At 44.6% G+C, this 24,681-nt stretch carries 18 protein-coding genes; 13 read left to right on the forward strand and 5 right to left on the reverse strand.

Going from position 1 to position 24,681, the window contains the following annotated elements; translation table 11 throughout:
- Window positions 1-2 precede the first annotated feature (2 nt).
- Both G493_RS28345 and ilvA read right to left on the reverse strand, forming a co-directional pair.
- Entirely contained in the window at window positions 3-1,547 is a 1,545-nt protein-coding gene (locus G493_RS28345; protein WP_051309118.1) for a sensor histidine kinase, read from the reverse strand.
- A gap of 138 nt (window positions 1,548-1,685) precedes the next feature.
- Window positions 1,686-3,194 carry a threonine ammonia-lyase, biosynthetic gene (gene ilvA / locus G493_RS0107740; protein ID WP_028579918.1) on the reverse strand — a complete coding sequence of 503 codons (1,509 nt, stop codon included), beginning with the start codon at window positions 3,192-3,194 and terminating at the stop codon, window positions 1,686-1,688.
- 718 nt (window positions 3,195-3,912) lie between these two features.
- Between ilvA and G493_RS0107745 the strand changes: the two genes are divergently transcribed.
- A complete protein-coding gene (locus tag G493_RS0107745) occupies window positions 3,913-4,743 on the forward strand; it encodes an SIR2 family NAD-dependent protein deacylase (protein WP_028579919.1) in 831 nt (276 codons plus the stop codon).
- Between the two features lie 185 nt (window positions 4,744-4,928).
- Here the strand turns inward: G493_RS0107745 and G493_RS28350 are convergent, their stop codons facing one another.
- The gene (locus G493_RS28350) at window positions 4,929-6,116 is read right to left on the reverse strand and encodes an MFS transporter (protein ID WP_051309119.1); all 1,188 of its coding nucleotides are present in this window, start codon (window positions 6,114-6,116) and stop codon (window positions 4,929-4,931) included.
- A 446-nt stretch (window positions 6,117-6,562) separates the two neighbouring features.
- On the opposite strand from G493_RS28350, the gene G493_RS0107755 reads away from it, so the two are divergent.
- The 11 genes from G493_RS0107755 (at window position 6,563) to G493_RS0107815 (ending at window position 22,221) form a co-directional block, all read left to right on the forward strand.
- Entirely contained in the window at window positions 6,563-7,303 is a 741-nt protein-coding gene (locus tag G493_RS0107755) for a sulfite exporter TauE/SafE family protein (protein ID WP_028579920.1), read from the forward strand.
- Window positions 7,304-7,464: 161 nt separating this feature from the next.
- Window positions 7,465-8,463, forward strand: a complete 999-nt coding sequence (locus G493_RS0107760) for a YhdH/YhfP family quinone oxidoreductase (protein ID WP_028579921.1) — start codon at window positions 7,465-7,467, stop codon at window positions 8,461-8,463.
- 913 nt (window positions 8,464-9,376) lie between these two features.
- Window positions 9,377-10,912 (forward strand): glycosyltransferase, encoded by a 1,536-nt coding sequence (locus G493_RS28355; RefSeq protein WP_051309120.1) that lies wholly within the window; start codon window positions 9,377-9,379, stop codon window positions 10,910-10,912.
- The gene (locus G493_RS0107775) at window positions 10,909-13,908 is read left to right on the forward strand and encodes a tetratricopeptide repeat protein (RefSeq protein WP_028579922.1); all 3,000 of its coding nucleotides are present in this window, start codon (window positions 10,909-10,911) and stop codon (window positions 13,906-13,908) included. Before G493_RS28355 ends, G493_RS0107775 begins: the two co-directional genes overlap by 4 nt.
- An 11-nt stretch (window positions 13,909-13,919) precedes the next feature.
- On the forward strand, window positions 13,920-14,963 hold the full coding sequence (locus G493_RS31940; RefSeq protein ID WP_051309121.1) for a DUF4434 domain-containing protein: 1,044 nt from the start codon (window positions 13,920-13,922) through the stop codon (window positions 14,961-14,963).
- Window positions 14,964-15,116: 153 nt separating this feature from the next.
- The gene (gene wecB / locus G493_RS0107785) at window positions 15,117-16,295 is read left to right on the forward strand and encodes a non-hydrolyzing UDP-N-acetylglucosamine 2-epimerase (RefSeq protein WP_051309122.1); all 1,179 of its coding nucleotides are present in this window, start codon (window positions 15,117-15,119) and stop codon (window positions 16,293-16,295) included.
- A gap of 149 nt (window positions 16,296-16,444) precedes the next feature.
- Window positions 16,445-18,178, forward strand: coding sequence for a DUF2334 domain-containing protein (locus G493_RS0107790; RefSeq protein ID WP_028579924.1), 1,734 nt, complete (start codon window positions 16,445-16,447; stop codon window positions 18,176-18,178).
- Window positions 18,179-18,919: 741 nt separating this feature from the next.
- A complete protein-coding gene (gene ppnN / locus G493_RS0107800; protein ID WP_028579926.1) occupies window positions 18,920-20,290 on the forward strand; it encodes a nucleotide 5'-monophosphate nucleosidase PpnN in 1,371 nt (456 codons plus the stop codon).
- Between the two features lie 76 nt (window positions 20,291-20,366).
- Window positions 20,367-20,954 carry a DJ-1/PfpI family protein gene (locus tag G493_RS0107805; protein ID WP_028579927.1) on the forward strand — a complete coding sequence of 196 codons (588 nt, stop codon included), beginning with the start codon at window positions 20,367-20,369 and terminating at the stop codon, window positions 20,952-20,954.
- A 247-nt stretch (window positions 20,955-21,201) separates the two neighbouring features.
- Complete coding sequence (locus tag G493_RS0107810; protein WP_028579928.1) at window positions 21,202-21,585, forward strand: MotA/TolQ/ExbB proton channel family protein; 384 nt, start codon at window positions 21,202-21,204, stop codon at window positions 21,583-21,585.
- A 369-nt stretch (window positions 21,586-21,954) separates the two neighbouring features.
- Window positions 21,955-22,221: a hypothetical protein gene (locus tag G493_RS0107815; protein ID WP_028579929.1), complete on the forward strand. Its 267-nt coding sequence runs from the start codon at window positions 21,955-21,957 to the stop codon at window positions 22,219-22,221.
- 72 nt (window positions 22,222-22,293) lie between these two features.
- On the opposite strand, the gene G493_RS0107820 is transcribed toward G493_RS0107815, so the two are convergent.
- Both G493_RS0107820 and G493_RS0107825 read right to left on the reverse strand, forming a co-directional pair.
- Window positions 22,294-22,782, reverse strand: a complete 489-nt coding sequence (locus G493_RS0107820) for a hypothetical protein (RefSeq protein ID WP_028579930.1) — start codon at window positions 22,780-22,782, stop codon at window positions 22,294-22,296.
- 227 nt (window positions 22,783-23,009) lie between these two features.
- Window positions 23,010-23,327, reverse strand: coding sequence for a hypothetical protein (locus G493_RS0107825; protein WP_028579931.1), 318 nt, complete (start codon window positions 23,325-23,327; stop codon window positions 23,010-23,012).
- 166 nt (window positions 23,328-23,493) lie between these two features.
- Between G493_RS0107825 and G493_RS0107830 the strand changes: the two genes are divergently transcribed.
- Window positions 23,494-24,669 carry an MFS transporter gene (locus G493_RS0107830; RefSeq protein WP_035273953.1) on the forward strand — a complete coding sequence of 392 codons (1,176 nt, stop codon included), beginning with the start codon at window positions 23,494-23,496 and terminating at the stop codon, window positions 24,667-24,669.
- Window positions 24,670-24,681 lie beyond the last annotated feature (12 nt).

Here is a 24,681-nt window from a genome sequence, read left to right on the forward strand (position 1 = left end):
TATTAATTTCCTTGGCTGGCTGGAATGGTGAAATAGAACGTAGTACCTTGGCCTGGGGTTGATTGAACCCAGATTTTGCCACCGTGATATTCGACAATCTTTTTACAAATAGCTAAGCCTATTCCGGTTCCGGGATAGGCACCTACGCCATGAAGGCGTTGAAATATAACAAAAATACGATCAGCATATTGCGACTCAAAACCGACGCCATTATCTTGTACGGTAAAGAGCCATTCTTCATCGACCAATGCGGCGGATATATGAATCTCCGGTGGAGCTTGCCCGTGAAATTTGATAGCATTGCCAATCAGATTTTGGAAAAGAAGCCCAAGCAGACTTGCACTGACGACCAGGGTGGGCAGAGAGTCATGGGTAATTACTGCCTGATTTTCTTCTATGACAGTTCCCAGATTTTCTTTAGCCCATTCGAAAATTTCTTCACAATTGGCAGACTGTGTCTCACCATTGACCCTGCCAACACGCGAATAAGCAAGCAGATCGTTGATCATGGTCTGCATGCGTTTTGAACCTTCCACCGCAAAATTTATGAATTCATCCGCATCTTCATCGAGCTTGCCCTTATAGCGTCGAGCAAGAAGTTGCACATAGCTGGCGATCATGCGAAGGGGTTCCTGCATGTCGTGAGAAGCAACGTAGGCAAACTGTTCCAGCTCCAAATTTGATCGTTCCAATTCCCGGGCTTGTTTTGCCAGTGCGTCTTCAGCTTTTTTACGGCTTGTTATATCTGTTATTATGACAAAACTACCCCTGAACATGCCTTCCTCGTCATAGATTGGCCTTGGAGACATAATTGTTATAATCTTCTGCCCATCACTCGCTGTCCAGGTAAGTTCGTAAGGTTCATGTACACCTTGAAGTCTCTTCTGCCTTTCCCCCCATAGCACGGTCTGGTTTTCCTCATCCAGAAATTCAATGGATGAATGATCCAATATATCATTTCTGGAAAGATTCAACATTCGGCAGAGTCTCTCGTTCACGTAGGTTATACGTTCATGTTCATTTCGAATCATAACGCCTTCGTTCATGGTCTCTACCAAGGTGCGATAACGTTGTTCGCTTTCCTTGAGTGCCTGCTCGGCACGTCTGGTTTCAGAGATATCTTCAAACAGGCCCACTGCCCCGAGAAACTTCCCTTCCTCGGTTGTGAGACAGTTATAGATGGCTCGGAGCTGGGTACGTTTTTCCCCGGTAACGGAACAATACTCGCCGTCATACACTCCCAACTCACCATCAAGCGCTTTCTGGACAGCATGCCGCATTTCCTTATTCGCGCCTGAGGTCACCATATTGAACCCAATGACCTTATCCTTTGGTGCACCCATGACTTCTAAAAAGTGTTCATTACAATCAAGAATAATGCCTTGTTGGTCAAAATGAACAATTCCCAAAGGTGAATGATTGAAAATCATACGATAGCGTTCTTCGCTGCGAAGCATGGCTTCTTCGGCACCAAGCCATGCCAGCCGTTCCTTCTCCAGCTCCCTGACTCTTTGTTCAAGTGCCTCGTATGTTGGTTTATGAGACATAAATCCCCCCTTCCAGGCCCCATTTACAGACCTTATCTGAAAGACAGCCCCCGCTATCTGTCAAAGCTGTACGCTACTGTTTGCACAGGTATAGAAAAAATGAGATGTCGGCTGTCAGTTTGGCACGTTTATCCAGGATTACAAAAAAAGCTTATACGCTAGATTATGTGTTTCTTCCAGATATCTATACCCCAATCGATCCAAACGTTGCTCCAACTCGCCGGCTGCATCTTGACCGCATTCAAAGCCTATAAGAACACGACCAAAATCTCCACCCTGCATACGATAGTGGAACAACGATATATTACGCTGACCTTTTGTAGTATCTAAAAATCGAACTAACGCTCCAGGTGTTTCCGGGAACCAGAAACGAAAAATGCGCTCCCCCTTTAGCTCACTTGATCCCCCCCCGACAATATAGCGAATATGCGTTTTTGCAAGATCGTTTTCAGTCAGATCGATATTGTGATAGCCTGCTTCGATCAATCTCTCGCTGAAAACTTTCCGTTCACTGGTTTCCCGAATGGAAATTCCCACAAATATATGGGCCTCCTTTCTGGAAGAAAAACGATAGTTGAACTCTGTTATATTACGATCACCAACCATATCATGACAAAACCGTTTCAGACTGCCCGGTTTCTCAGGAATGGTTACCGCAAACAAGGCTTCCTGCTGTTCGCCGACCAAGGTGCGCTCTGCGACATAACGCAGACGTTCAAAGTTCATATTCGCACCAGAATTAACAGCAACAAGAGTTTTTCCGGAACAGCCTGTAGAACGGATATACTTAAGTAAACCTGCCATGCCGAGCCCACCTGCAGGTTCAACAATGGATCGAGTGCTCTGATATACGGCCTTGATACCGCTGCAGAGTTCATCTGTGCTGACTCGAATTATCTCATCTACGTACTGCCGGCACATATCAAAGGTAAGCTTCCCCACCTTTTTCACAGCAACACCGTCAGCAAAAACTCCTACCCAGTCAAGATTGATTCGTTTTCCCTCTTTCAGAGACCTATCCATGGCGTCACTGTCAAAAGGCTCAACTCCAATCACCTGAATCTCAGGTCTTAGCGATTTTATATAAGCTGCCATACCAGCAATGAGACCACCTCCACCTATTGGTACAAAAACCGCATCCAACTGGCCGGGATTCTGGCGCAGAATTTCATCTGCCACAGTTCCTTGTCCTGCAATGACAAGTTCATCGTCAAAGGGGTGAATAAACACCATACCAGTTTTCTCTACCAGCTCAACAGCCCGTTCAGCGGCTTCAGAATAATTGTCACCATGTAAAACGACCTCGCCACCGTATCGTTTAACAGCATCAATCTTTATCTGTGGGGTGGTAACCGGCATAACTATAATTGCTCTCAGCCCAAGCTTTCTGGCAGCAAAAACTACGCCTTGAGCATGATTACCTGCTGAAGCCGCAATAACCCCTCTCTCTCGCTCCGACGGATCAAGGTGTGCTATTTTGTTGTACGCACCTCGTATTTTAAAAGAAAAAACAGGCTGTTGATCTTCACGCTTCAACAAAATTCTATTTCCTGTCTGCAGGGACAGAGCCACAGCTTCATCAAGCGATGTTTCCACTGCCGCCTCATAAACACGGGAAGTTAAAATCTGTTTTATTATTTTCTTCACAGCCTGTATTGCTCCCTATTTCCGTTATTTTAAGGGTCGCGAAAAATAATAAACCGAGTTGAGAGACAAGCAAGATTGGATAATTTCTATTTTCCGTGGCCCTAAGCATCACCTGGTAATCGATCCGCACAGAGTGTTAAAAGTTACATTATACGCAGAACGAAATGATGGAACAAGTTAACAGGATACCTGATTCAGGGCTGCGGAAAAAACACATTATCCAATCTTGTTGGTGTTTCACCGTCATGAGAATGAGTTCATATCCTATTCATTTTTTGGAGAGTTACAATTTTTCGCCCCCTTAAAAAAAAGCATTTTTTTCCCCGGCAAACATTGTCACATTGCGCCTAGGATATATCTCATAATATTTGGTCAAACACCAGATATAATTACAGAAAAAGTATATTGACGCGTAAAAACCTTCACAGGACACTAAGTGAGCGACCTCAACCCAGATGCAAAAGGCTACAGTCCGCTTGAAAATTGGTCTTTCTGAGGTCAGCCTGGCTCAGATATAACCTATACGGTGCGCTACTCTGTTTGCGAAAAGCCCAATGTCCTGTGAGCTGATACATCACAGATAAAGCAACGCTCAGCTACATTTTCCCTCAGAGAAGCACAGAACTTGTATTACTGAAAGAACGTGGTATAACTTCATTACATTCCATAAAAACAGCTTGTCCTGTGTATCTCCATTATTACAGAGAGGAACTGCGCTATGAACCAGCAACTCACCCATATTTTAAGGGAATACGGACAAAATTCTGAAAAAAAAGTCACGGTCATGACTGGTGCAGGTATATCTGCAGAAAGTGGCATTCCTACTTTCAGGGGACCGGAAGGGTATTGGACTTTTGGTTCCAAAGAGTATCATCCCCAGGAGATGGCTACATTCAACATGTTCTCCAGGTATCCCGAAGAGGTCTGGCGATGGTACCTGTACAGACTGGGGGTATGTTCCACTGCAGAACCCAACGCTGGACATTACGCTCTGGTTGACCTGGAAGAATTGCTGCAAAATCGCTTTACTCTGATAACTCAAAACATTGACGGACTTCACCTGCGAGCAGGGAGTTCACCTACAAAAACCATGCAGATCCACGGCAATGTTGCGTTCATGCGCTGCGCCCTGGATTGTACGCCTGATGTATATCCCATTCCGGAAGAAGTTCCGGGCAAAAACAAGGATACCCCGTTTACCGAAACTGATCGGCAGTTCCTTAAATGCCCTAAATGCGGCGCTCGTAGTCGTCCGCACATTCTCCTTTTTGATGAAAGCTACAACGAGCACCACTATCATTTTTACAGCGCAATTCAAGCAGCCCAAGACACAGACCTGCTTATTATCGTCGGCACCTCAGGGGCAACCAACCTACCCAACCAGGTGGCTGCTCAAGTTTTCAGCAAAGGCGGCATAATTATTGACATAAACATCGAAGAAAATACATTTTCCGATATGGCGTTACGCAGTGGTAGAGGCTTTTTTCTGCAACAGCCCAGTAGCGAAGCTTTACAGGAGATATACAGTGTTATGTCAGGGATGGAGTAATGCATGTTGCCTGTCTTGCTGTGTTCCACATACCCCTTTTGGGAAAGCTTCTCCGGCACCAAAGATGTGACGGAATAGACCAAGGGTCGCGGGAAATACTAACTTTCCCCAAATGAAGCAGTATAGCAGCAAGATTGGATACTTTATTTTTCCGTGGCCCGGAACTTACAGTGATAGAGGATCGGTCAGCGGCTGGAATTACTCTGTTTTTTATAGAGGCGCTGTACTACAAATATACCCGTGAGCATAAGACAGACAGCGGCAAAACAATAAAGATTATATCCACCGCCTACTATAAGCCAGGTACCTATATACGGGCCTATAAAGCTGGAAAAATGCATTGCCAACATCATCATATTGGCATTGTACCCCCTGAGTTCAGGGACCGAATGTTGATACATCAGCGCGTTCAAAGGCGGCACGCATAACCCCATACCAATACCGAAAAGTATGGCAAGCATAAAAAAATACAAGGAACTGGTTGCCCAAGGCAACATACCAAATCCTGCAGCCATACAAAAAAGTGCTATTTGAACAAGGCAAGCCTTATTTACGGTGTCAAACAGTCCACTGCCAGTAAGACGCAACGCAATCATAACCCCCATCTGAATGGTGAAAAAGTATCCTGGGTGATGAATGCCATAGTGGGTGGCAAATCCCTTGAGCAGGTAAAACTGAGAAGAAAATACTGTAAAATAACTACCGTTGAGCCATAGCAGTCCACGAATGGTTGGCCTGCGAATATTCTTTTCACGAAGCTTTTTAAGGTGAGTTGTTTCTGTACTGCTTTTTTTCTGGCCATCTGCTGCCCTCTGCTGCCGGCTACGAAACAGCGCAAATCCAGCTGCGGGAAGCAACAACAGAGCTGTGAGGGAGTACAATTGAGGTGGTTGTTCAATACAAGGAGAAGCGAGTTCTGTCACTGCAGGCATTATGGAGTACGGCAAAAGCATTGCTACAGAAAATACACTGAATCCAATGCCTGTCATGTGTGGCGGTATCAACTGCACCAATACAACCATGGTCGATGCCATGGCTAAAAATAAGCCAAAACCGCTTCCCATACGAATCAACCCGATGAGCCAGCTTTCCCTGACCAGCATATACGAGTTACCGCACACGCAAAGTATAAGTAATCCCAGGCACATGCACCCATAACTGTTTGAGGATGTAATCCATTTACTTCCAAAAGCATAAAAAAACATGGACGCCAATGAATAGAGACCTATCAAAAAGCCTGCATGGCGAGCAGTGATACCTAACTCCATCAGATATGGATGCAGGTTGAAATAAACGGCAGTGTTACATAAAGCCAGAAAAGTAATGCAACATAAAAGCATAAACTGTTTATTGTACAATGTTTTTTCGTCCATTCCTTATTTCTTACTGCCTCGATGACTACATGAAAAATGCCAGCGGCCACACATATCACAATACAAAAATTATATAACAACATTGCCCTCAATAACAGGAAACAAATATAACACGCCACAGGGCGGCTTCTTCTATTGAAAAAGCGCAATGAAGAACATCAATGGCCACATACTTGAAGTCTGTCGGAGAATTGCTATTTTTTCTCAGGTTAAGGCATTTTCAGAAAATCAAGCACGGCCATATGATTGATATTGCGAGCATTTGTTTTCTGAAAATAACACAAATATGGGGAAAAAAGAGCTTTCTCCGACAGACTCCTAGCCGACATGTATATTGCCTGCATACAGCTACCATATTTAACAGCCAACCAGTGTTCCAATTGCAAAGAGAAACATTGGTGACTCATGAGCAGATCATTAAGAAAGACACACAAAAAAGGGCTAACATGGATTGGATTTTTCTGATTATTGCCGCATTTCTGGCAGGAGCACTGAATGCAGTTGCTGGCGGCGGTACATTTCTGACCCTTCCTGCACTGATCTACGCAGGCATTCCGCCTGTGTCTGCCAATGCCACCAGCACATTGGCTGTCTTTCCCGGCTACCTCGGAGCTGCCATAGGATATCGGCATCATCTGGGAGAAATGGATAGAAAGGATCTTTATCTCTACGTTACAATAGCTGCTACAGGCGGCCTCATCGGCTCACTTCTTTTGCTTATATCCTCCAATACGTTTTTTTCATTCCTCATTCCCTGGCTGCTTCTTTTTGCAACACTCATTTTTGCTTTTGGGCAGTCTGTAGCGACCTGGCTGCAAGATCAATCGAAAGATACAGGACGATTTCAACACGTTTTTCTTTTCTTGATCTGTATTTACGGAGGATACTTTAATGGTGGACTTGGCATTATTCTTCTGGCAGCTTTTCTTACCTTCGGCTTAACCTCCATGGGCCTGATGAACGGATTAAAAAACGGGTTATCCCTGATTCTTTCCATAGTTTCAGTGCTAACATTTATCTGGGCTGGGCTTATCGTCTGGCCCCAGGCACTGAGCATGATGGCAGCATCCACTATTGGCGGGTATTTTGGTGCACGATGGGCCATGCGTCTTCCTGATAGGATCCTGAGAGGATTCATCATCATCATAGGAACCAGCATGACATTCATATTTTTCACAAGACAATAACAACCATAAATCAACAAAATACAACAAACAGTTCAACTCATTTATACACTCCGCCCAGTGTATTCAACAGAAAACCCTTGCAAATTAAGACGACTGGTCACACCAGTTACACAGGTAACGTTTACAGCTGCACAAATATTTCACAAACATGAGGGGGAACAATGAGCACATCGTTCAAGGCCATGCTGGTCACAGAAGAGGCTGACAAAACATTCACGCGTACCATAACCCAAAGAGATATCGACGAGTTGCCAGCCGGGGATGTCCTGATTAAAGTTTCGTATTCTTCACTCAACTATAAAGACGCCCTTTCTGCCACCGGGAATAAAGGAGTTACTCGACAATACCCTCACACTCCGGGTATTGATGCCGCAGGCGTGGTAGAACAAAGTGAGACTGACGCGTTTGCCCCTGGAGACGCAGTACTTGTTACCGGCTATGATCTTGGAATGAATACGTCCGGTGGATTTGCAGAATATATTCGCGTTCCGTCCCATTGGGTAGTCAAACTCCCAGAGAAACTGAGCCTGCGTGAAAGTATGATCTACGGTACTGCAGGTTTTACAGCTGCATTGAGTTGCTACAAATTAATACAAAACGGTGTTCAGCCTGAAAACGGGCCAGTTTTAGTCACAGGTGCAACAGGTGGAGTGGGGAGCGTAGCAGTAGGCATTCTGGCGCGTGCAGGTTACCAGGTAACAGCTGCCACGACTAAACCTGATGAAGCACAATATCTCAAACAGTTGGGTGCCACAGATATTATCCCGGTAAGTGAAGTAGACGACACGAGCGGTCGACCAATGCTAAAGCCTCGATGGGCAGGTGTAATTGATACAGTTTCCGGCAATGTACTCACCACTGCCATTAAAGCAACGAAGTATGGAGGCACAGTTACCTGTTGCGGCAACATTATTTCCGGTGAATTCAGCTCCTCCATTTATCCCTTTATTCTCAATGGGATAAGCCTCATTGGAGTTGATTCCGTAAATTGCCCCAGCGAGGAACGGCTACTTGTCTGGCAAAAGCTGGCAACCTCCTGGAAACTCGATACCCTGGAAGCTATGACCACAGAACTTCCAAACCTTGAGTCATTGGATGAACGTATTAACATGATATTGAAAGGCAAGAACAAAGGAAGGGTTATCGTGAAAATCCAGTAACATTATTCAATCTGATTACAGGAAAAGAGTTCCTGCTTGCTCTTCTTGCTGTGATGTATAAAGCCTCTATGAGCCACTGAATACTCTTGCTGTGAGCTTCAGTTCATCATAGAGGCTTTTTTATCCTATCCACCTGTTTATACATTTTTAACTCTTTCCAATACCATTTTTTAATTTGTACTTCAGCATCCCTTCTTCCTGACCTCAGCAGGTTTCCTGCAACCCTTTGGAACATCTCCGTAACTCATCACCAACTCCACTGAGTCTCCCGATGGTCGCTTACCTCTTTGCACGATCGAGTTTTCCCGCATAAATAGCCTGCCGAAGTCTTCGCTTGCACAAATCTGAAGCACCAGTGACCAGGTACGACACCCCACATAAAAACAGATTGAAACCTGGGACCACTGCAATGCATGTATCCTGAATTGGGGCTTGTCTGTCAGTCGATACAAAACAGCTACATTAACCTTTCCGGCACAATTGTCATTCCAAAGCCACCACGTCCGGCTCAAGTCCAAAAAATGAGTTACATTATTGTATTTAGATAAAAAAAATGCACACCTCTTTTTTGGAAATAATCATTGCGAGAGAACGACTTTTCCTAGACCAAACCTTAAAGCGCCACCGTTAATACACTGTTTTTATTGTATTAATTTACACATAATGCTACTTAAGAGACACAGTAAATAAGATGTTTTCATTTTTCCAGAAAAACTCCCTGAGATCTATTCTTAACAGTCACTCCTTCCTGGAAAAAGAACTCTAAAAGCACACTGTTTTTTGCAGAACCCATCAGACATCATTAAGCCATTAAACTCAAATGGAGTGTTTGTATGTTATCCGGCTGCCTTTTGCCAATACGCGGTACCCGTCACTTTACCTATACGCGTCCCTCCCACAATGGTCTGTAAGCATGAACACATCATTTTTCACTAATCTGACGGCATCATTCCTGCCAACTGACATCTTCATTATTCTTTTTTTAACAGCGCAAATTCTGTTTATCCTGGCTGTAACCACCTTTACCCTCTCAGCTGTGGACGACCTGCTTCTTGATCTATACTATTGTATAACATGCGCATATCGACGTATCAGAGGACAAACCAGAGATGACGCCCTTTCGGAAAACCTTCTGCTCAAAGAAGAAGAACAGTATCTGGCCATTATGCTGCCAGCATGGCAGGAGGCCGGCATTCTTCTTCCCTCAGTGAGCAAAATTGTTCAAACCATTCAGTATAGCCATGTCCACATTTTTATTGGAACCTACCCAAATGACCTAGATACCCAACGGGAAGCAGAACAGCTGTCATGCCGCTATGAGAATGTACATAAAGTCGTAACTCCTCTTCCCGGCCCTACCTGTAAAGCAGATTGTTTAAATGCAGTAATACAGGCCATCAAAGAATTCGGTCATGAAAATTCAATAGATTTCAAAGGATTCATCCTCCATGATGCAGAAGATGTGGTTCATCCCCTCAGCCTGAAATTATACAATCATTATCTTGCAGAATACGATCTTATTCAAATTCCTGTGCTTTCATTGCCTCGTGAGTGGAAAGACCTCACAGGCGGACATTACATGGATGAGTTTGCAGAAGTACACAGCAAAGAAGTCAAGGCACGGCAGTATCTTGCTCATGTTGTTCCAGGTGCGGGAGTGGGCACGGCCTACTCAAAAAGAGTCCTCGAATACGCACAGGAACATGGCGAAATATTTAATACATCTTCTCTTACAGAGGATTATGAATTCAGTTTTCGTTTGAGCAGTGCGGGATTCAAACAGATTTTTGCTCACACCAAGTTGCCGAACCGGCAGAACCATGGCCGTACAGAAATTCTTGCCACAAGAGAGCTTTTCCCCAATACATTCTGGGCAGCTGTTCGCCAAAAAACCAGATGGATTATAGGCATATCGCTTCAAGGGTGGGCATCATTAGGCTGGAAAGGCCCATTACTGGTGAAGTTTCTCTATTGGCGCGACCGTAAGACTCTCTTTTTTAGCCACGCTGTGGTTGCTGGTTTTCTTGCTACGCTGATTTTTTCATCTTGTACCTGTTACGAAAATCTATTTCCAGAAGCATACCGAATGCCCCCTCTCCTCCCTGAGGACAGTTATTTCTGGACGCTGGTGCACGTCAATATTGCCATTCTCGTATACAGGCTTGTTCAACGCTCCTTCTGGACCTGGAAATGTTACGGATGGCTCCAGGTACCACTGGTAGCGCCCAGGTATGTCTGGGGAGCGCTTATCAATTATCTGGCTACAGTACGCGCCATCAAAATATATCTTACCCATTGCATCACAGGAAAAACCATCGGCTGGGACAAGACAACGCACGATTTCCCAGATGAAGAGGTTCACCAACCATTCAGCGAAAGCAAAAATTCACCGCTCCCTGGATATACTCGAAACATTCATGGAGTCCATACTTCTCCATATTCATCATGACCGGCACCTTAATCTCCCAATTACACTGGAAAAAAATACTCATTGCTGTGAGTTGTTGCTGTTGCTTCAGTATATCGGGTCTTGCCCAGGCTCCATTAACCGTTGACCAGCGCCTTGAACAGCTGCAGAAACAATCTGGCATTGCTCATTTTTGGCAGGATAAAAGGTCCTACCCTTATCTGGACAAAGCACACCGCTTACTCGAAAGGGGAAAAAAAGAACAAGCCCTTGCACTTTACGAGACATATTTACAAGCAGATAGCACCAACCTGAAAGTATTATGGTATCGGCTCCAACTTCTGACAGAGTTGAGGGAAGCGGAAGTTATCGTTAAAGAGGCAACTGCATTTCTTGAACGGGCAGCAGAGTTTGGCCCGGCCCTTACAATTCGTGGCTTTGCATATCTGCAGCAAAAAAATTTGCCAGCTGCCGCACAGGATCTGGAACAGGCTCTTCATGATGCCCTCCTCGGTAGGGAAGAGAAAGAAAATATTCATACGGCGTTAGCCTATCTTTATCTGGAAAGTGGAAATTTTGATAAGGCATCGGCACTTTTTGGAGACCTGGTTGAGCTCCACCCAGACAATATGCAATACAGACTGAATTACGCCGAGTTACTTTTTAGACTTAAACAATTTGATCAAGCAGAAATTCAATGGGAAACAGCACAATCATTGATTACTGATCCAACAGTATTTCGCACCATAACCCTGCAGAGAGCTGAAAACCATATTAACCGAAACAATATTGAAAAAAGCCATAGCATACTCAGCGAAACGCGAAATCAAGAAGCATTTGAGAAAGCACAACCACCTGATCAGCTCCGCTATATACAGTTACTCCTTAGAACAGTTCCCGAGAAAGATACTGTAAATCTTGGAAACTACCTGGATAAATATTGTTTAATCCTGGATAAACTCACCCATTCCAAAACCAGTCAACAGATAGCTGACTTGTTTCGGTTTGGAGCAGATCTGGCATTTAATCGCGGGATGTATAAATATTCACTCAATCTCTACGAACGTGCTCTTGCCAGCCAGGTCTCTGCACATTGTGCAATATTCGCGGCCAAATCGGCATGGAATCTTAAGGATTACGATAAAGCCGAGTGTCTCCTGCAACAGGTACCAAAGGTTGGCCTTGACCAGCAACAACACCTTGAGATGTCTCTTTTGCACTGCTCGCTGCTGGAAAACAAAGGAGAGCTCAATTTATCACTACAATGCCTGGAAGATCTCTTTCTGGGTACTGATTCCTCTCAAGCAATTCTTCTCAAAGCAGCACAGCTTGCTCACAGTGCACAATTATTTCACCGGGAATTGGATTACCTGACACTACAATACCTGGAAAAACCCGACCCGATTTTGGCTCGCAACATCGGTTATCTTTGCCAGGATTTAGATAAGACACATCAAGCCACCCTTTGGTTCAACACAGCATATAAACAGGCCAAATCATACAATGCAGGGCTTGCTTTGGTACACAGCTTACTTCAAGAACAGCAAAGCACTGTATCTGTGGAAATTATACATGAATTACTGGAGCATTACGGAAGCCAGCCAAAAAAGGCTGCTACTCTCTATTATCTGCTGGGCAAGGCCTTAGTTCATCAAAAACAATATGCCACGGCAACAAAAGCCTGGCAAAAAGCCGTCAAACTTGAGCCGAGCACAACGAACCAGCTCGGCCTGTTGGAAGCACTCCGAAAACAAGGTGAAACCCAACAGGCAGCCCTGCTGTCCCAACACATTTCTCCAGATAATGAACATGACCAGCTGCTCTTGCTGGATGAACAGGCTGCTCTCTATCAAGAGATGGGTAAGGAAAGCGAGGCATTGAAAACTCTCTACACGGCTTTGTCTCTGACGCCCTCGCAACAACGATACCGAAACGTGAGCATGCTCAGCTATAAATTAGGCATGTATCAGGAATCCCTCTGGGCAGCACAAAAAGTTTTAGAGCAGGAACCAGAGGATAAAATTGCTTTGCTCCAGTCTATTTATTGTTATCAGGCGCTACAACAATATCCAGAAGCTCTGCAAACAGCTCAGCATGCCCAAAGACACTACCCACACAATATTCCCATTGCCGCCTCACTGGCCCGCGCACAAAAAGAGGTCGGCAATACAACAGAGGCTCTCAGCCATTACCGTGCTACTCTGGACATGGTTTACAAGCAATCAGCGATGGAAAGTGAACAAGCTGAGACCAACCTCCTTGTCAGATCCTTGCAGGCAGACATTGCTGAACTTTCTAAAGTATGGGGATATTCACTCAGTATTGGGGTAAACCTACACGATACTGATCAATATCAACCCAATTGGGATATAGGAGAAGTTTCAGCGTCACGCGCCTATGGTGTTGCAGAAATGTGGTACCGCCCATTTACCTGGTCAACCAGAGAAACGTATGGTGAACTCTACTCAAGGGTCATGTGGATCGATAACGGTTCCATTCGTCACAATGATGACTCACCGTATCAGAGCGTTCTCGGAATACGTATAAAGCCATGGGGCGAAATCAATCTAATTTTGGCTGCAGAATCCCTTTTTTCACTGCAAGAACCTTCTCAAAACGACCTGCTGCTTCGCGCTTCCCACTCATATAGTCAAGCCATCTGGAATCAGCCACAATCAACAGATTATCTTCACAACTATATACATACCTATCTGGAAGCAAGCTCCAGCCTAACAGGGACTTACGACTATGCTGCCTCAGGCAGAATACGTTACGGTCGAAATTTTCCCGTTTCATCTGCCACCTATCTCACTCCCTTTCTCTATGGTTCAGCAAGTATATACACCGAAGACAACGACACTGAAACTGATGGTGAGGCAGGAGTTGGCCTGGCGCTGACACTCTTCACCCAACAGGACCGATATACAGGCACTCGCCAGGACAGCGAGCTTGTCATTCGATTGGGAACCGAAGTGTTGGACGGCAATATTGGCGAAGAATTTCGAAGTTTTATTGGTTTGCGCATCAGCGGTTTTTAGGAGAAAAGCATATGCGACAAGTATACAATATTATTCTCATAATCTGTTTGAACCTGCTGTTTTTTTCGCTCATACAACCTGTGTATGCCCATGAGTGTCAGCCCCGGGCTGCAGAGAGAACCTTTTTTCAACCCTGGGAAAAATATAACAGCTACACTCCCGAAGATTGGCATCTCTTTTGGGATCAGCTCGACCAACTGGGCTTTTCACAGATTATTGTTCAATGGACAAGCTGGGATGACGTAAGCTTTTATCAGGACACGAGAGTATCCCAACAACACCGCCCTTACCTGCGCGCCCTTTTACAATCAGCAAAATCTGCCGGTTTTTCGGTCTGGCTGGGTTTGCACTATGATCCAGATTTCTGGAAACAGTTGCCTCCCCACGCCGATGAACAACTCGACAATTACCTCAATAGACGTATTGCCTTTTTTAACCAGGGCATGGAAGCACTTCTTGATGTTATTCGCGAGATAGACCCAAGCGGTGAGACCGTCAAAGGCTGGTATATCAGTGACGAAATAGATGATCTCAACTGGCAATCCGCTGCAAAACAGGAAAAGCTATTCCACTATCTTCAAAGCATATCCTCCACATTATTTACACTGACTCCAGATAAGGAAATTCTAATTTCTGGCTTTGTAAGTGGTGCCATGTCTCCGGAAAAATGGGCCGCATTTATCAATCAACTTCTTCTTCAGACTCACATTACTACCTTTCTTCTCCAGGATGGAATCGGGGCGGAAAAAATGACGGTAGCTGCCCTGATCCCTTACCTCAAAGAACTCTCAAAAGTTCCTGTTCCAGCCGGTAAACAGCTTGCAATGATAGTGGAACTGTTTGATATAGCACATGAACAGGAACATTTTACGACCATAAGTGCAAATTTTATCAGGGTCAATAAACAGCTTCAACTCGCACGCCGGTATTTTGACTCCACGTTGACCGTTTTTTCCGCACCAGATCATCTCTTTCCAGGAAAATCTTCACACGACCTCTCTTCAAGATGGATGAATCGTTACCAGCAATGCATTCATACAAAACCTTTTCTGTAGCCAGCATTTTCGATGGCCTGTTGAAATAACAGCCAACACACTGAAACAATAATTTGTTTCAGCGATAATTCACTACTGGACCGAAATTCGTTCAAAGGCATACACCCACTACGCATTCCCCAAACTTTTTCAAATACATTTTAAGGAGTTGTCATGGCCCCAAATACCGCCCCTTACGCCAATTCAGAGGTATGGAAAAAAACGCATGTATCTGTCCTTATCGGGACTCGTCCTGAAGCAATAAAATTGGCTCCGGTCATTCAAGCATTACAAAAAGATGACCGGTGTACTCCAAAGGTTTTTCTATCAGGCCAGCATACACATATGTGCACCAATGCCCTGAAAAGCTTTGATATAACAGATGCTACACCTATAACGGATGAGGTACCTGCAGACTATTCTCTTTCAGGGCAGGCCTCTCATTATCTCAACCATCTCGGTCGGGTGCTAGCCGGGCAGAAAACAGACATTCTCCTTGTCCATGGTGATACAACAACAGGTTTTATAGGTGCCTTGGCAGCCTACTACAACCAGATTCCCATTGGTCACGTGGAGGCCGGATTGCGGAGTCATGATCTCTTCAATCCCTACCCTGAAGAGGCAAACAGAAGACTCATAGCCCCCCTGGCAAGCTTACTGTTTGCTCCAACCCCTTTGTCTCAAAAGAACCTGCTTCAGGAAAACATAGCTGCTGAAAAAATATTTGTAACAGGTAATACGGTGGTTGATGCCGTCCAGCAACTTGCCCTTAAGGCACCAGCTATCGATACAATACCCAATTACGCCAAGATTGCAGGGAAATATAAACGGTTAATCCTGGTAACCTGCCACCGGAGAGAAAACTGGGGCTTTCCCATGTATGATATCTGCAAAGCAGTTCTCCAGATAATCGATCAATATCAAGATGTTGCTGTTGTGCTTCCTGTTCATCCGAATCCCAAGGTAAAAGAAGTTGTTGAAAGTGTACTGATCAACCACCCCCGCGTCTTACTCACTCCACCACTTAGCTATGGACAACTTATACGTGTCCTTGAAAAAGCACACCTGACCTTAACCGACTCCGGGGGTATTCAGGAGGAAGCACCATCTCTTGAAACCCCTGTTCTCATTCTTCGCTCAGTAACGGAGCGACCGGAAGCGGTGGAGTCCGGAGTGGCCAAGCTCGTGGGCACGGATAGACAAACCATTTTCTCAGCAACACAGGCGTTACTTTCGGATTCTGCCCTCTATAGCCAGATGGCCTCATGTGAAAATCCATTTGGTGACGGCCAGGCCTCAAAAAGAATTACAGATATCATTGTCTCCTGGTCACAAAAACGCAAAGACCAATAACCAGACAATTGTGCAGGTATCCCGGATATCTCTCGACTTACCCAAGCAAACGCTTACCCCCAAATGGTAACAGAGTGTTTTTAAGAAATATCGTAAAAAGCAACCCCAGGCGTCTTGCCTGATGTCATTGACTGAAAAAGGAGGAAGAAATGAATGCATTACACAAAAAAAAGCGAGCCGGCATATGGCCATACCTTGCCGCTCTGCTAGTGTTACTCACCGTATTTTGCCAGGAAAATCATGCGCATTGCCATTACCCGCAGGACAGGGTTCTGATTCTTTATGATAGCGCGGGAGAATATGCAGATACGGGGTTATCAAACGCCATACTACTCAGAAATCTTCTTGGCCATTTTGATGTTGAGATTACTTCAAAGCCGGTAACTGAATATCGTGAAGGAGAAATGGATAACAAGCTGGCTACATTTTATGTAGGAACGACGTTTAACGAACCGTCATACTATGACCTGACGTCAACAGAGTACAGCAGATATCAAACCTTTTTAGAAGATGCAGCCACCACAGATGCCACCGTTGTTTGGATGAATTATAATTTGTGGCTTCTTGACGAGACCCTGGCAACTCTGGGTTCAAGTCTCAACGAACAATATGGATTTTCGTATTTTGCCGCTGAAAACAGTGGCTACAATCGAGTTAACTATAAAAACACAGTCCTTAATAAAGGCGTGGTTACCTTTGCCAATGTAGGATCCAGCCTGGATGGGTGCACCTCAGAAGGAGGCAATACCTATGCTTGTGCAACTGAACTGAACAAAATTATTATAAATGATTCATCTATGGTAAATACCCATGCAACCACTTTTTCGACAATAAATGAAGAGGCTGGTGAAGAACCGTACATGATCCAATCTGATAACTTATGGTTTATCGGCGATGTACCATTCATGTATTTTTCAGAAGAAGACCGATACCTTGCTTTTTCTGACCTGCTTCATGAAATATTGGAGACCGATGCCAGTGAAAAACATTACGCACTCCTGCGCCTGGAAGATGTAGGGCCAGGCACTGACCTGGAGGCACTCAAAGAAATAACCGACTATCTGGAGACTGTTAACATTCCTTATTCCGTTGCCACCATCTCGTACAATTACGATGGTGAGACATGGTCTCGTCTCAGTTCTTCAGATATTGGTAGTCATTTACGCAGGCTATCGTACAACAAATACTATCGATCCAAACCAAATGTTACATTTGTTGCTCATGGCAAGACACACCAGAGTCGATTTGCAGCAAACCCGTATGACGCAATAAGTGGAAATGATTTTGAATTTTATCGAGTCACCATGAATTCGGACAATTCACTCAATTTCGTCTCACCACTTCCCGAAGACTCAAGGAGTTGGGCATACAAGAAAATGCTTGGAGCCTATTACGAACTCTCACGCACTGGCTGCAAGGCCTTTGCATGGGAAGCCCCCCATTACACAGCCAGCAGTAACTCTTATTATGGTATTAAAAATCTCTATTCAATCCATTATGGACGGATGACCTACTTTGTCGACAGTCAAGATTCCATCCAGCCGACCTTTTTACGTTGTTTCTGGAAACATCGGCATGAACCATGGTACGTGACATCCCTTGATATGCTGGGACAATTCTTTCCTTATCCCATTTATAACGACAGGTATGGCTACAAGATTGTTCCTGAAAACATAGGCTATTACGAACCTGAACCTTTTGATGGCTACAGACCATTATATCCTGAAGATCTTATCCGCCATGCGGAAAAAGCTCTGGTTGTTCGCGATGGTTATGCCAGTTTCTTCTACCATCCTGATCTTGGTGTTGAGGGGCTTCAGCAAATCATCGAAGGTATCCAGAATCTTGGTTACGAATTTATCGCTGCGGATACCATTTTCTAAGCAGCGTTATCGAGAACAAGATAAAAACAAATCAAAAGTTTCTCGTTACCGCTGGGCGAAGGGCGACGAGACAAGGCAAGTGTCGAGTCAGTATCAATATTCATAACCACGAAGAGCGCAAGAAGTGCATTGTATAACCCGTACAAACTGAATCACAGTGTATTTTTTCTGTTCTGAGTTTGTGCAGGTTATGCTTCAATGTATTGGCCGTATATGAACTTTAATTGGTATCGGCTCATATTTGCAGACATGGCCACTTACTGAATCAAGAAAACGGTGAGATTGTGAAAGCCCAGCGAGCCCCAATCTCACCATATTTATGGGCCTGTTTTCATCCCACTCCGTTCGCAGGCTCTACACTATTGTGACTTCGTCTTTTCCTCTCAAAATGCAAGCAATACGCCTTTCTTATCTCCATCAGGAAGCGCAGGCGCCAGGTACGAACTCTTCAACCGCCGGGCGGGAGGCTTCAAGCTGTACGCCCTTGCGACAATCTTATCGCCAATGACATTGACTGTACACCGGATTTTAACGTGAAGTAATTGCTCTTTTATTATTTCCTTAAAAAATATCGCGTAATTTCCAAATATATGTTTGGCCAGCAAAAAAATCAGTCCATACAGCGATTCTCCCCTGTCCCTACCTCGCATTTGTGCTACATTAATTACTCTTTCATGCACAACTTATTGTGTTTAATTTTTTTTTCAGAATCACTCTTCCCTACGGTTAAGTATTAATCTCATGCAATACCCTGTCATAACATCTCAAATTTCGCCCAATGGCGACCTTGATATTCTTTCCCGACTGGAAATCGAAAAACTTCTCAATACAAGTAAAGGCCCCCTTTATCCTTTGTTTCGAAGTTGTTCACTTGCAGTTCTAAACTATGGAGATTACCTGGATAATGGAAAAGAACTCCTTGAAAGATACACGGAGTTTTCTATTGAAATCATCCGGGAAGAACGTGGCATAAAACTGGATCTCTTCAATGCTCCGGCAGAAGCTTTTGTTGACGGCATAATGATCAAAGGGATCAGAGAACATCTCTTTGCTGTTCTCAGAGATATCATCTACGTAGACGATGCCATTAACAACAATCCTAAATTTGACCTGACCTCCTCCACAGGTATTACCAATGCGGTTTTCCATATCCTGCGCAATGCTCGAGTTCTGAAGCCAAATAGAGACCCAAATATGGTGGTCTGCTGGGGGGGACATTCAATTTCTCAAGAAGAATATGACTACACAAAAGAAGTCGGCTATCAATTAGGTTTACGTGGGATGGATATCTGCACAGGGTGCGGGCCGGGAGCAATGAAAGGGCCAATGAAAGGAGCAGCTATTGGTCATGCCAAGCAGCGTAACTATCAGGGCCATTATTTAGGCATTACTGAACCTGGCATCATTGCTGCCGAATCTCCTAATCCCATTGTCAATGATCTTGTAATTATGCCTGATATTGAAAAACGCCTGGAAGCCTTTGTGCGTACAGGACACTCTTTTATCATATTTCCCGGAGGAGTGGGCACAACTGAAGAGTTACTCTATCTGCTGGGCATACTTCTGGCACCTCAAAACCGACACATTCCTTTTCCTCTCACCTTGACAGGACCAGCGGCATCTGCTGAATATTTCAGGCAAATTGATGCTTTTATTCAGGCCACTCTGGGTTCTGAAGCGCAGGAGTTGTACAGTATTATCATTGACGATCCCATTGAAGTTGCACTGCGGGCTAAAAAAAGTATCGAGCAGGTCCGCCAGTTTCGCAAACTCTATGATGATGCATATTACTATAACTGGCTTTTGCATGTGGATTACGATTTTCAGCAACCATTTATTCCTACCCACGAGAATATGAGTGCATTAAACTTGCATCTGAATCAAGAAAAACATCAATTGGCTTCAGATATGAGAAGGGCTTTTTCAGGCATAGTCTCAGGCAATGTGAAAGAAGCTGGAATTCGAGCCATTGAAGAAAACGGCCTTTTTGAACTGCATGGGGACAAAGAAGTTATGGACCCTATGGACAAACTGCTTACTTCGTTTATCAAAGACAACAGGATGAAACTTCCTACCACCAAATATACCCCTTGTTATCAACTGATTTCCTGATCATAGTATAACCACCTAAATATATAAGGTATGATTCCATTTCCATTTTGATCCATATGCAAAAGGAGAAAACCCCATGGCTGTAAAAAATATTCTTATGCTTGTTGGTGATTTTGTAGAAGATTATGAAGTTATGGTCCCTTTTCAGATGCTGCTGATGGTGGGACACAATGTCCACGCTGTATGCCCTGACAAAAAGGCTGGTGAAACCATACGAACCGCTATTCATGATTTCGAGGGTGACCAGACGTATACAGAAAAACCTGGTCACAATTTCCTTCTCAATGCCACATTTGCAGAAGTACAAGTCGAGGATTACGACGCACTTGTGATCCCCGGTGGTCGTGCACCTGAATATATCAGACTCAACGAACGGGTTCTGGATATTGTGCGGCATTTTGCCGAACACGACAAACCAATTGCCTCTGTCTGTCATGGGCAGCAGGTTCTCGTTACAGCAGGCGTCGTAGAGGGGAAAACATGTACAGCTTATCCAGCTGTTCGGCCAGATCTGGAACGTGCAGGTGCTACCTGGTGCGATGTTAACGACACGTTTACCAATGCCCATGTCGATGGAAAATTGGTCACGGCCCCGGCATGGCCAGCCCATCCCGAATGGATGAAAAAATTTCTCCAGGTCCTGGGAAGCACCATAGAGCCATAATCCATCACTTGTATGGCCGAATCATACCTCGATGCTCCCGGTTATAACGGGTGTATCGAGGTAGTAATTTCCGTTTTCTTCCTTCTGAAGGGTAGTCTTAAAAAAAACAGCCTGCTATAATACTGTAATCCGTATCGCTTATGAGCATTTCCCAAGCGAGTTACTCCCTGTCCATCATGTATAATTGGCCAGAAACTTTCCTCATTAATCAAACTTTTTATTATCCAGCTTCGGTGTGGCAAACAATATGATCAGAGACTTAACCCTAGCATCCAAAGCATCCTGCAACAAGGAAGAACAGGAAACCCTCGTTCCAATAGTGAAGCAACTCACAGAATTAGGCAATATTGCATTTAAACGCGGCCTTCTCGCCCTGGAAGGCGAACTGATGAAAATACAGGATCCTTTCCTGGCACTGGGAATAGCTTTACTGATTGATGGTTTGGATCAAGACAGTTTAAAAAACATCCTCGATTCAGATATTTACTATAACGAATCCACCGGTGTTGAGCTCATGAAAAAACTTATCATTCGTGAAGGGGTATTGCGTATCCAGGCGGGTGACACTTCCAGAACTATTCTCATAGCAACCAAAATATTTCTGGGAAAATTAGACAATTCGTACTGGTAGGAACGTTGGGGGACAGCTACTCCCCGTACACGTGTATTCGTTATGACTGCTTATGTGGGGACAACGTTTCTATATCCTCTTAGGGTCACGGTAAAAAATAAATTATCCAATCTTGCTTGTCTTTCAGCTCGGTATCGTCGTCGCGTCAATGGCTCAATACGGCCAGTATGGAACCATTGGCGCGACGCGCGTTACCAAAGACCGATATCCTACGCAATGTATTGATATGTATTATTTTCCGCGACCCTTATCTTTAAGCAGTTTCAATAGTGTTTATCTTCAACAATATGCAATCATACCTGTCCTGCGCAAAACCTACTTGCGCATGTTAACGTTGATGCTATTGGGGTATCAGTCCAAAGGATAGGCATGATTGCATGCATGGTGACAATTATGCTCGATGGCAAATTTATTTCCCTTTCACGTGAAGCTCAGGAGAAACATGTTCAAGAGCATTTCAAATATAAAGAAAGCTCTGGCTGGTATACAGCGGATAATGAATTCGCAGGCAGCACTATTGGAGATGTTATTGCAGCTCTCATCGATCTTGAAGATGCTGAAATCAATTCCATTGGCGATTGCATGAGTGGATTTTGCGTTACTCCGCCTAAACTTCGCGATTTTGTCAGAAAGTAAAGAGGCCGATCCGTTTGCAACCATTCGCCAAGTGACAAAATTCGTGGGAGCCCCCCCTATAATGATCACACACTATTTTCTCCGGTGGTATGCAGCAGCATCCTTGATCAGGCCCACCACTTTTGAGTCAGGTGCGTAGGCGGTTTTTGCCAACTCACCCTGACAGGAAGGTAGCGTCTCCATGAGAAGAGTGTAAAAACCTTTTTCATCGTCAAGCTGCACACCTTCATCTTTGAGGCGAGCAACGGTCAGAGGACGAACCATGACAGTACCATCCAATAAGCGAAGAGCTGTAACATATACGCATGCACTGTGCTTCTTGCCACCTTCAAATGCTTTTGTATAAGGCTCCCAGCGACGAACCAACTCATGGAGCACAGAGGTCACAACTTCTTGTGGCCCTGGAAAAAATTCCCCTTTCCCAAAAACATTGCCGAGCACCAGGCGCAGTTCTTCGGTGTCGATCTGCGCCATATTTTCCTGTGTAAACTGCATGACCTGGTCACTCAGTTCAAAAAAAGCAGACTGATGTTCCCCAAACACGTAAATAAACTGCCCCATACTTCCCCCTTTGCTTTTCACGCTATCAACGCCGCTTCAGTTCAGAAATTCCCTCTTAGAGCAGACACCGCCTGCAGTTTTTTCGGGCAAACTCCAGGCGGTTTGCATAAGCCCCGCAATAACCATCCGTGAGAATCTGGAAGTAACGCAAGACGAACCTGTTTCTTGTGGCAAATGTTTAAGACGAATAGATGCCAGCTTCAACAGGTACAGTATCTGTGTACAGATTAACAACCTTCCAAAGCTGCCTTCCCCTTAGTCTCAACCTTTTCACGGACCGCATTTGCCTGTTCGATAGGCTGTTTAATACTCTCAGCAGCCTCATGTCCCAATTGCTCTTGTTGTTCTGTAATGCTTTTTTCTTGCTTTTCCTGGGAATTATCTGAACATGATTGAGTACCTGCACAAATAAGAATAGCGGTTGCGACAATCAAAAAATACCGACAATATACGTTCATAATGTTTCCTTGTTCTAAAATAAATGTTAAGCCTACCAGCTCTTTGAGCAGGGAGAAAGAAAATCCATCGTTGTTTTCAACAGACAAACCCTGTAAATAGAGATTTGCAACTCAGCAAAATTTTCGAGTTTTTTCAGAGTAAACGGCATCAGTATCTCCGAAAAATCTTATTCAGGTCAACTGTTTTGTTTGATTGAAAAAACATTCTAACCGTCTCTAACACTACACCGTTTTCCCCATAAAAGCACGGCCTGTGACACATCCTAATATTACCAGACTTTATATCTTTTCAGCGCTGAAAATGACGCTGTTCCCCATGGCCATCATTACGCTGTTCTGGAAGGATCAAATAGGGCTCACCCTCAGTGAAATTCTTTTATTACAGGCATTATTTTCAATTACCTGTGTAGTCTTAGAATATCCTTCCGGCTACCTAAGCGACAGGCTTGGGTATCGTACAGCCCTTATATTGGCATCTGCCCTCGCAATACTGGGATGGAGTCTCTATACTCTTGCAGATTCTTTTTGCGGGGTACTGTTTGCAGAAGCTATTCTTGGAGCCTCCTGGGCCTTCATAAGCGGCTCAGACAACGCCTTGCTCTTTGAAACGCTTCGTTATGAAGGCTGTGAAGAACGATATGCCACCTATGACGGCAGAATGGCCTCCTGTGCCCAGACAGGTGAAGCAATGGGTGCGCTTATTGCCGGCGTTATGTATGCGGCATGGCCATTATTTCCCTTTTTGGCACAAATAATCGTCTGGATTGCCTGTCTCTTCATTTGTCTCAGCTTTTTTGAACCACCTGGAGAAACCGGCATTGTCAGCCATTCCCATCTACGGGAGGCCTTGGATACCTGTCATTTGGCTTTCAAGCAGAACAAAGTCATCCGCTCAACAATATTACTGGGTACAGTATTAGGCTTGGCTTCCTTCTATACGGTCTGGCTTATTCAACCATATATGCAGACCAATGAAGTGCCTGTGGAATGGTTCGGCCCGGTATGGGCCGGGGCTAACCTCACAGTGGCGCTGGGATCTATGCTCAGTCAACGTCTCACTGTTTCTTTCGGCACAGCGGGAAGTTGCATGCTCTTTATTCTTATGGTCGTGGTGGGGTATTTGGGGCTGGCACTCATCGACGGTTCCTGGTGTTTCCTGTGGTATTACGTGCTTACCCTTATGCGGGGAATTCAAGGCCCCTATATGAGAAACAGGCTGCAAAACGCAGGAAAACGATCCAATCGAGCCAGTTTATTATCGTTACACAGTTTATGTTTCCGCCTGTGTTTTGTTCTCACCGGGCCATTGGTCGGTATAGGGGCTGATCGTATAGGTTTGGCGAACATATTTTTGCTGCTTGCCTTATTATTTGCACTTACCCTTATCCCACTTGCGGTGGCGTTTGTGCGAACTCCTGCCAAATATTGACATCTGTTTCGA

This window comes from Desulfogranum japonicum DSM 18378 (assembly GCF_000429945.1).
GTDB classification, from domain to species: domain Bacteria; phylum Desulfobacterota; class Desulfobulbia; order Desulfobulbales; family Desulfobulbaceae; genus Desulfogranum; species Desulfogranum japonicum.

Bases quoted from the DNA above. Each gene is read 5' to 3' on its own strand.
- G493_RS28345 (WP_051309118.1), bottom strand. From the start codon at position 1,547: ATGTCTCATAAACCAACATACGAGGCACTTGAACAAAGAGTCAGGGAG.
- G493_RS0107745 (WP_028579919.1), top strand. From the start codon at position 3,913: ATGAACCAGCAACTCACCCATATTTTAAGGGAATACGGACAAAATTCT.
- G493_RS28350 (WP_051309119.1), bottom strand. From the start codon at position 6,116: ATGGACGAAAAAACATTGTACAATAAACAGTTTATGCTTTTATGTTGC.
- G493_RS0107755 (WP_028579920.1), top strand. From the start codon at position 6,563: ATGGATTGGATTTTTCTGATTATTGCCGCATTTCTGGCAGGAGCACTG.
- G493_RS0107760 (WP_028579921.1), top strand. From the start codon at position 7,465: ATGAGCACATCGTTCAAGGCCATGCTGGTCACAGAAGAGGCTGACAAA.
- G493_RS28355 (WP_051309120.1), top strand. From the start codon at position 9,377: ATGAACACATCATTTTTCACTAATCTGACGGCATCATTCCTGCCAACT.
- G493_RS0107775 (WP_028579922.1), top strand. From the start codon at position 10,909: ATGACCGGCACCTTAATCTCCCAATTACACTGGAAAAAAATACTCATT.
- G493_RS31940 (WP_051309121.1), top strand. From the start codon at position 13,920: ATGCGACAAGTATACAATATTATTCTCATAATCTGTTTGAACCTGCTG.
- wecB (WP_051309122.1), top strand. From the start codon at position 15,117: ATGGCCCCAAATACCGCCCCTTACGCCAATTCAGAGGTATGGAAAAAA.
- G493_RS0107790 (WP_028579924.1), top strand. From the start codon at position 16,445: ATGAATGCATTACACAAAAAAAAGCGAGCCGGCATATGGCCATACCTT.
- ppnN (WP_028579926.1), top strand. From the start codon at position 18,920: ATGCAATACCCTGTCATAACATCTCAAATTTCGCCCAATGGCGACCTT.
- G493_RS0107805 (WP_028579927.1), top strand. From the start codon at position 20,367: ATGGCTGTAAAAAATATTCTTATGCTTGTTGGTGATTTTGTAGAAGAT.
- G493_RS0107810 (WP_028579928.1), top strand. From the start codon at position 21,202: ATGATCAGAGACTTAACCCTAGCATCCAAAGCATCCTGCAACAAGGAA.
- G493_RS0107815 (WP_028579929.1), top strand. From the start codon at position 21,955: ATGATTGCATGCATGGTGACAATTATGCTCGATGGCAAATTTATTTCC.
- G493_RS0107820 (WP_028579930.1), bottom strand. From the start codon at position 22,782: ATGGGGCAGTTTATTTACGTGTTTGGGGAACATCAGTCTGCTTTTTTT.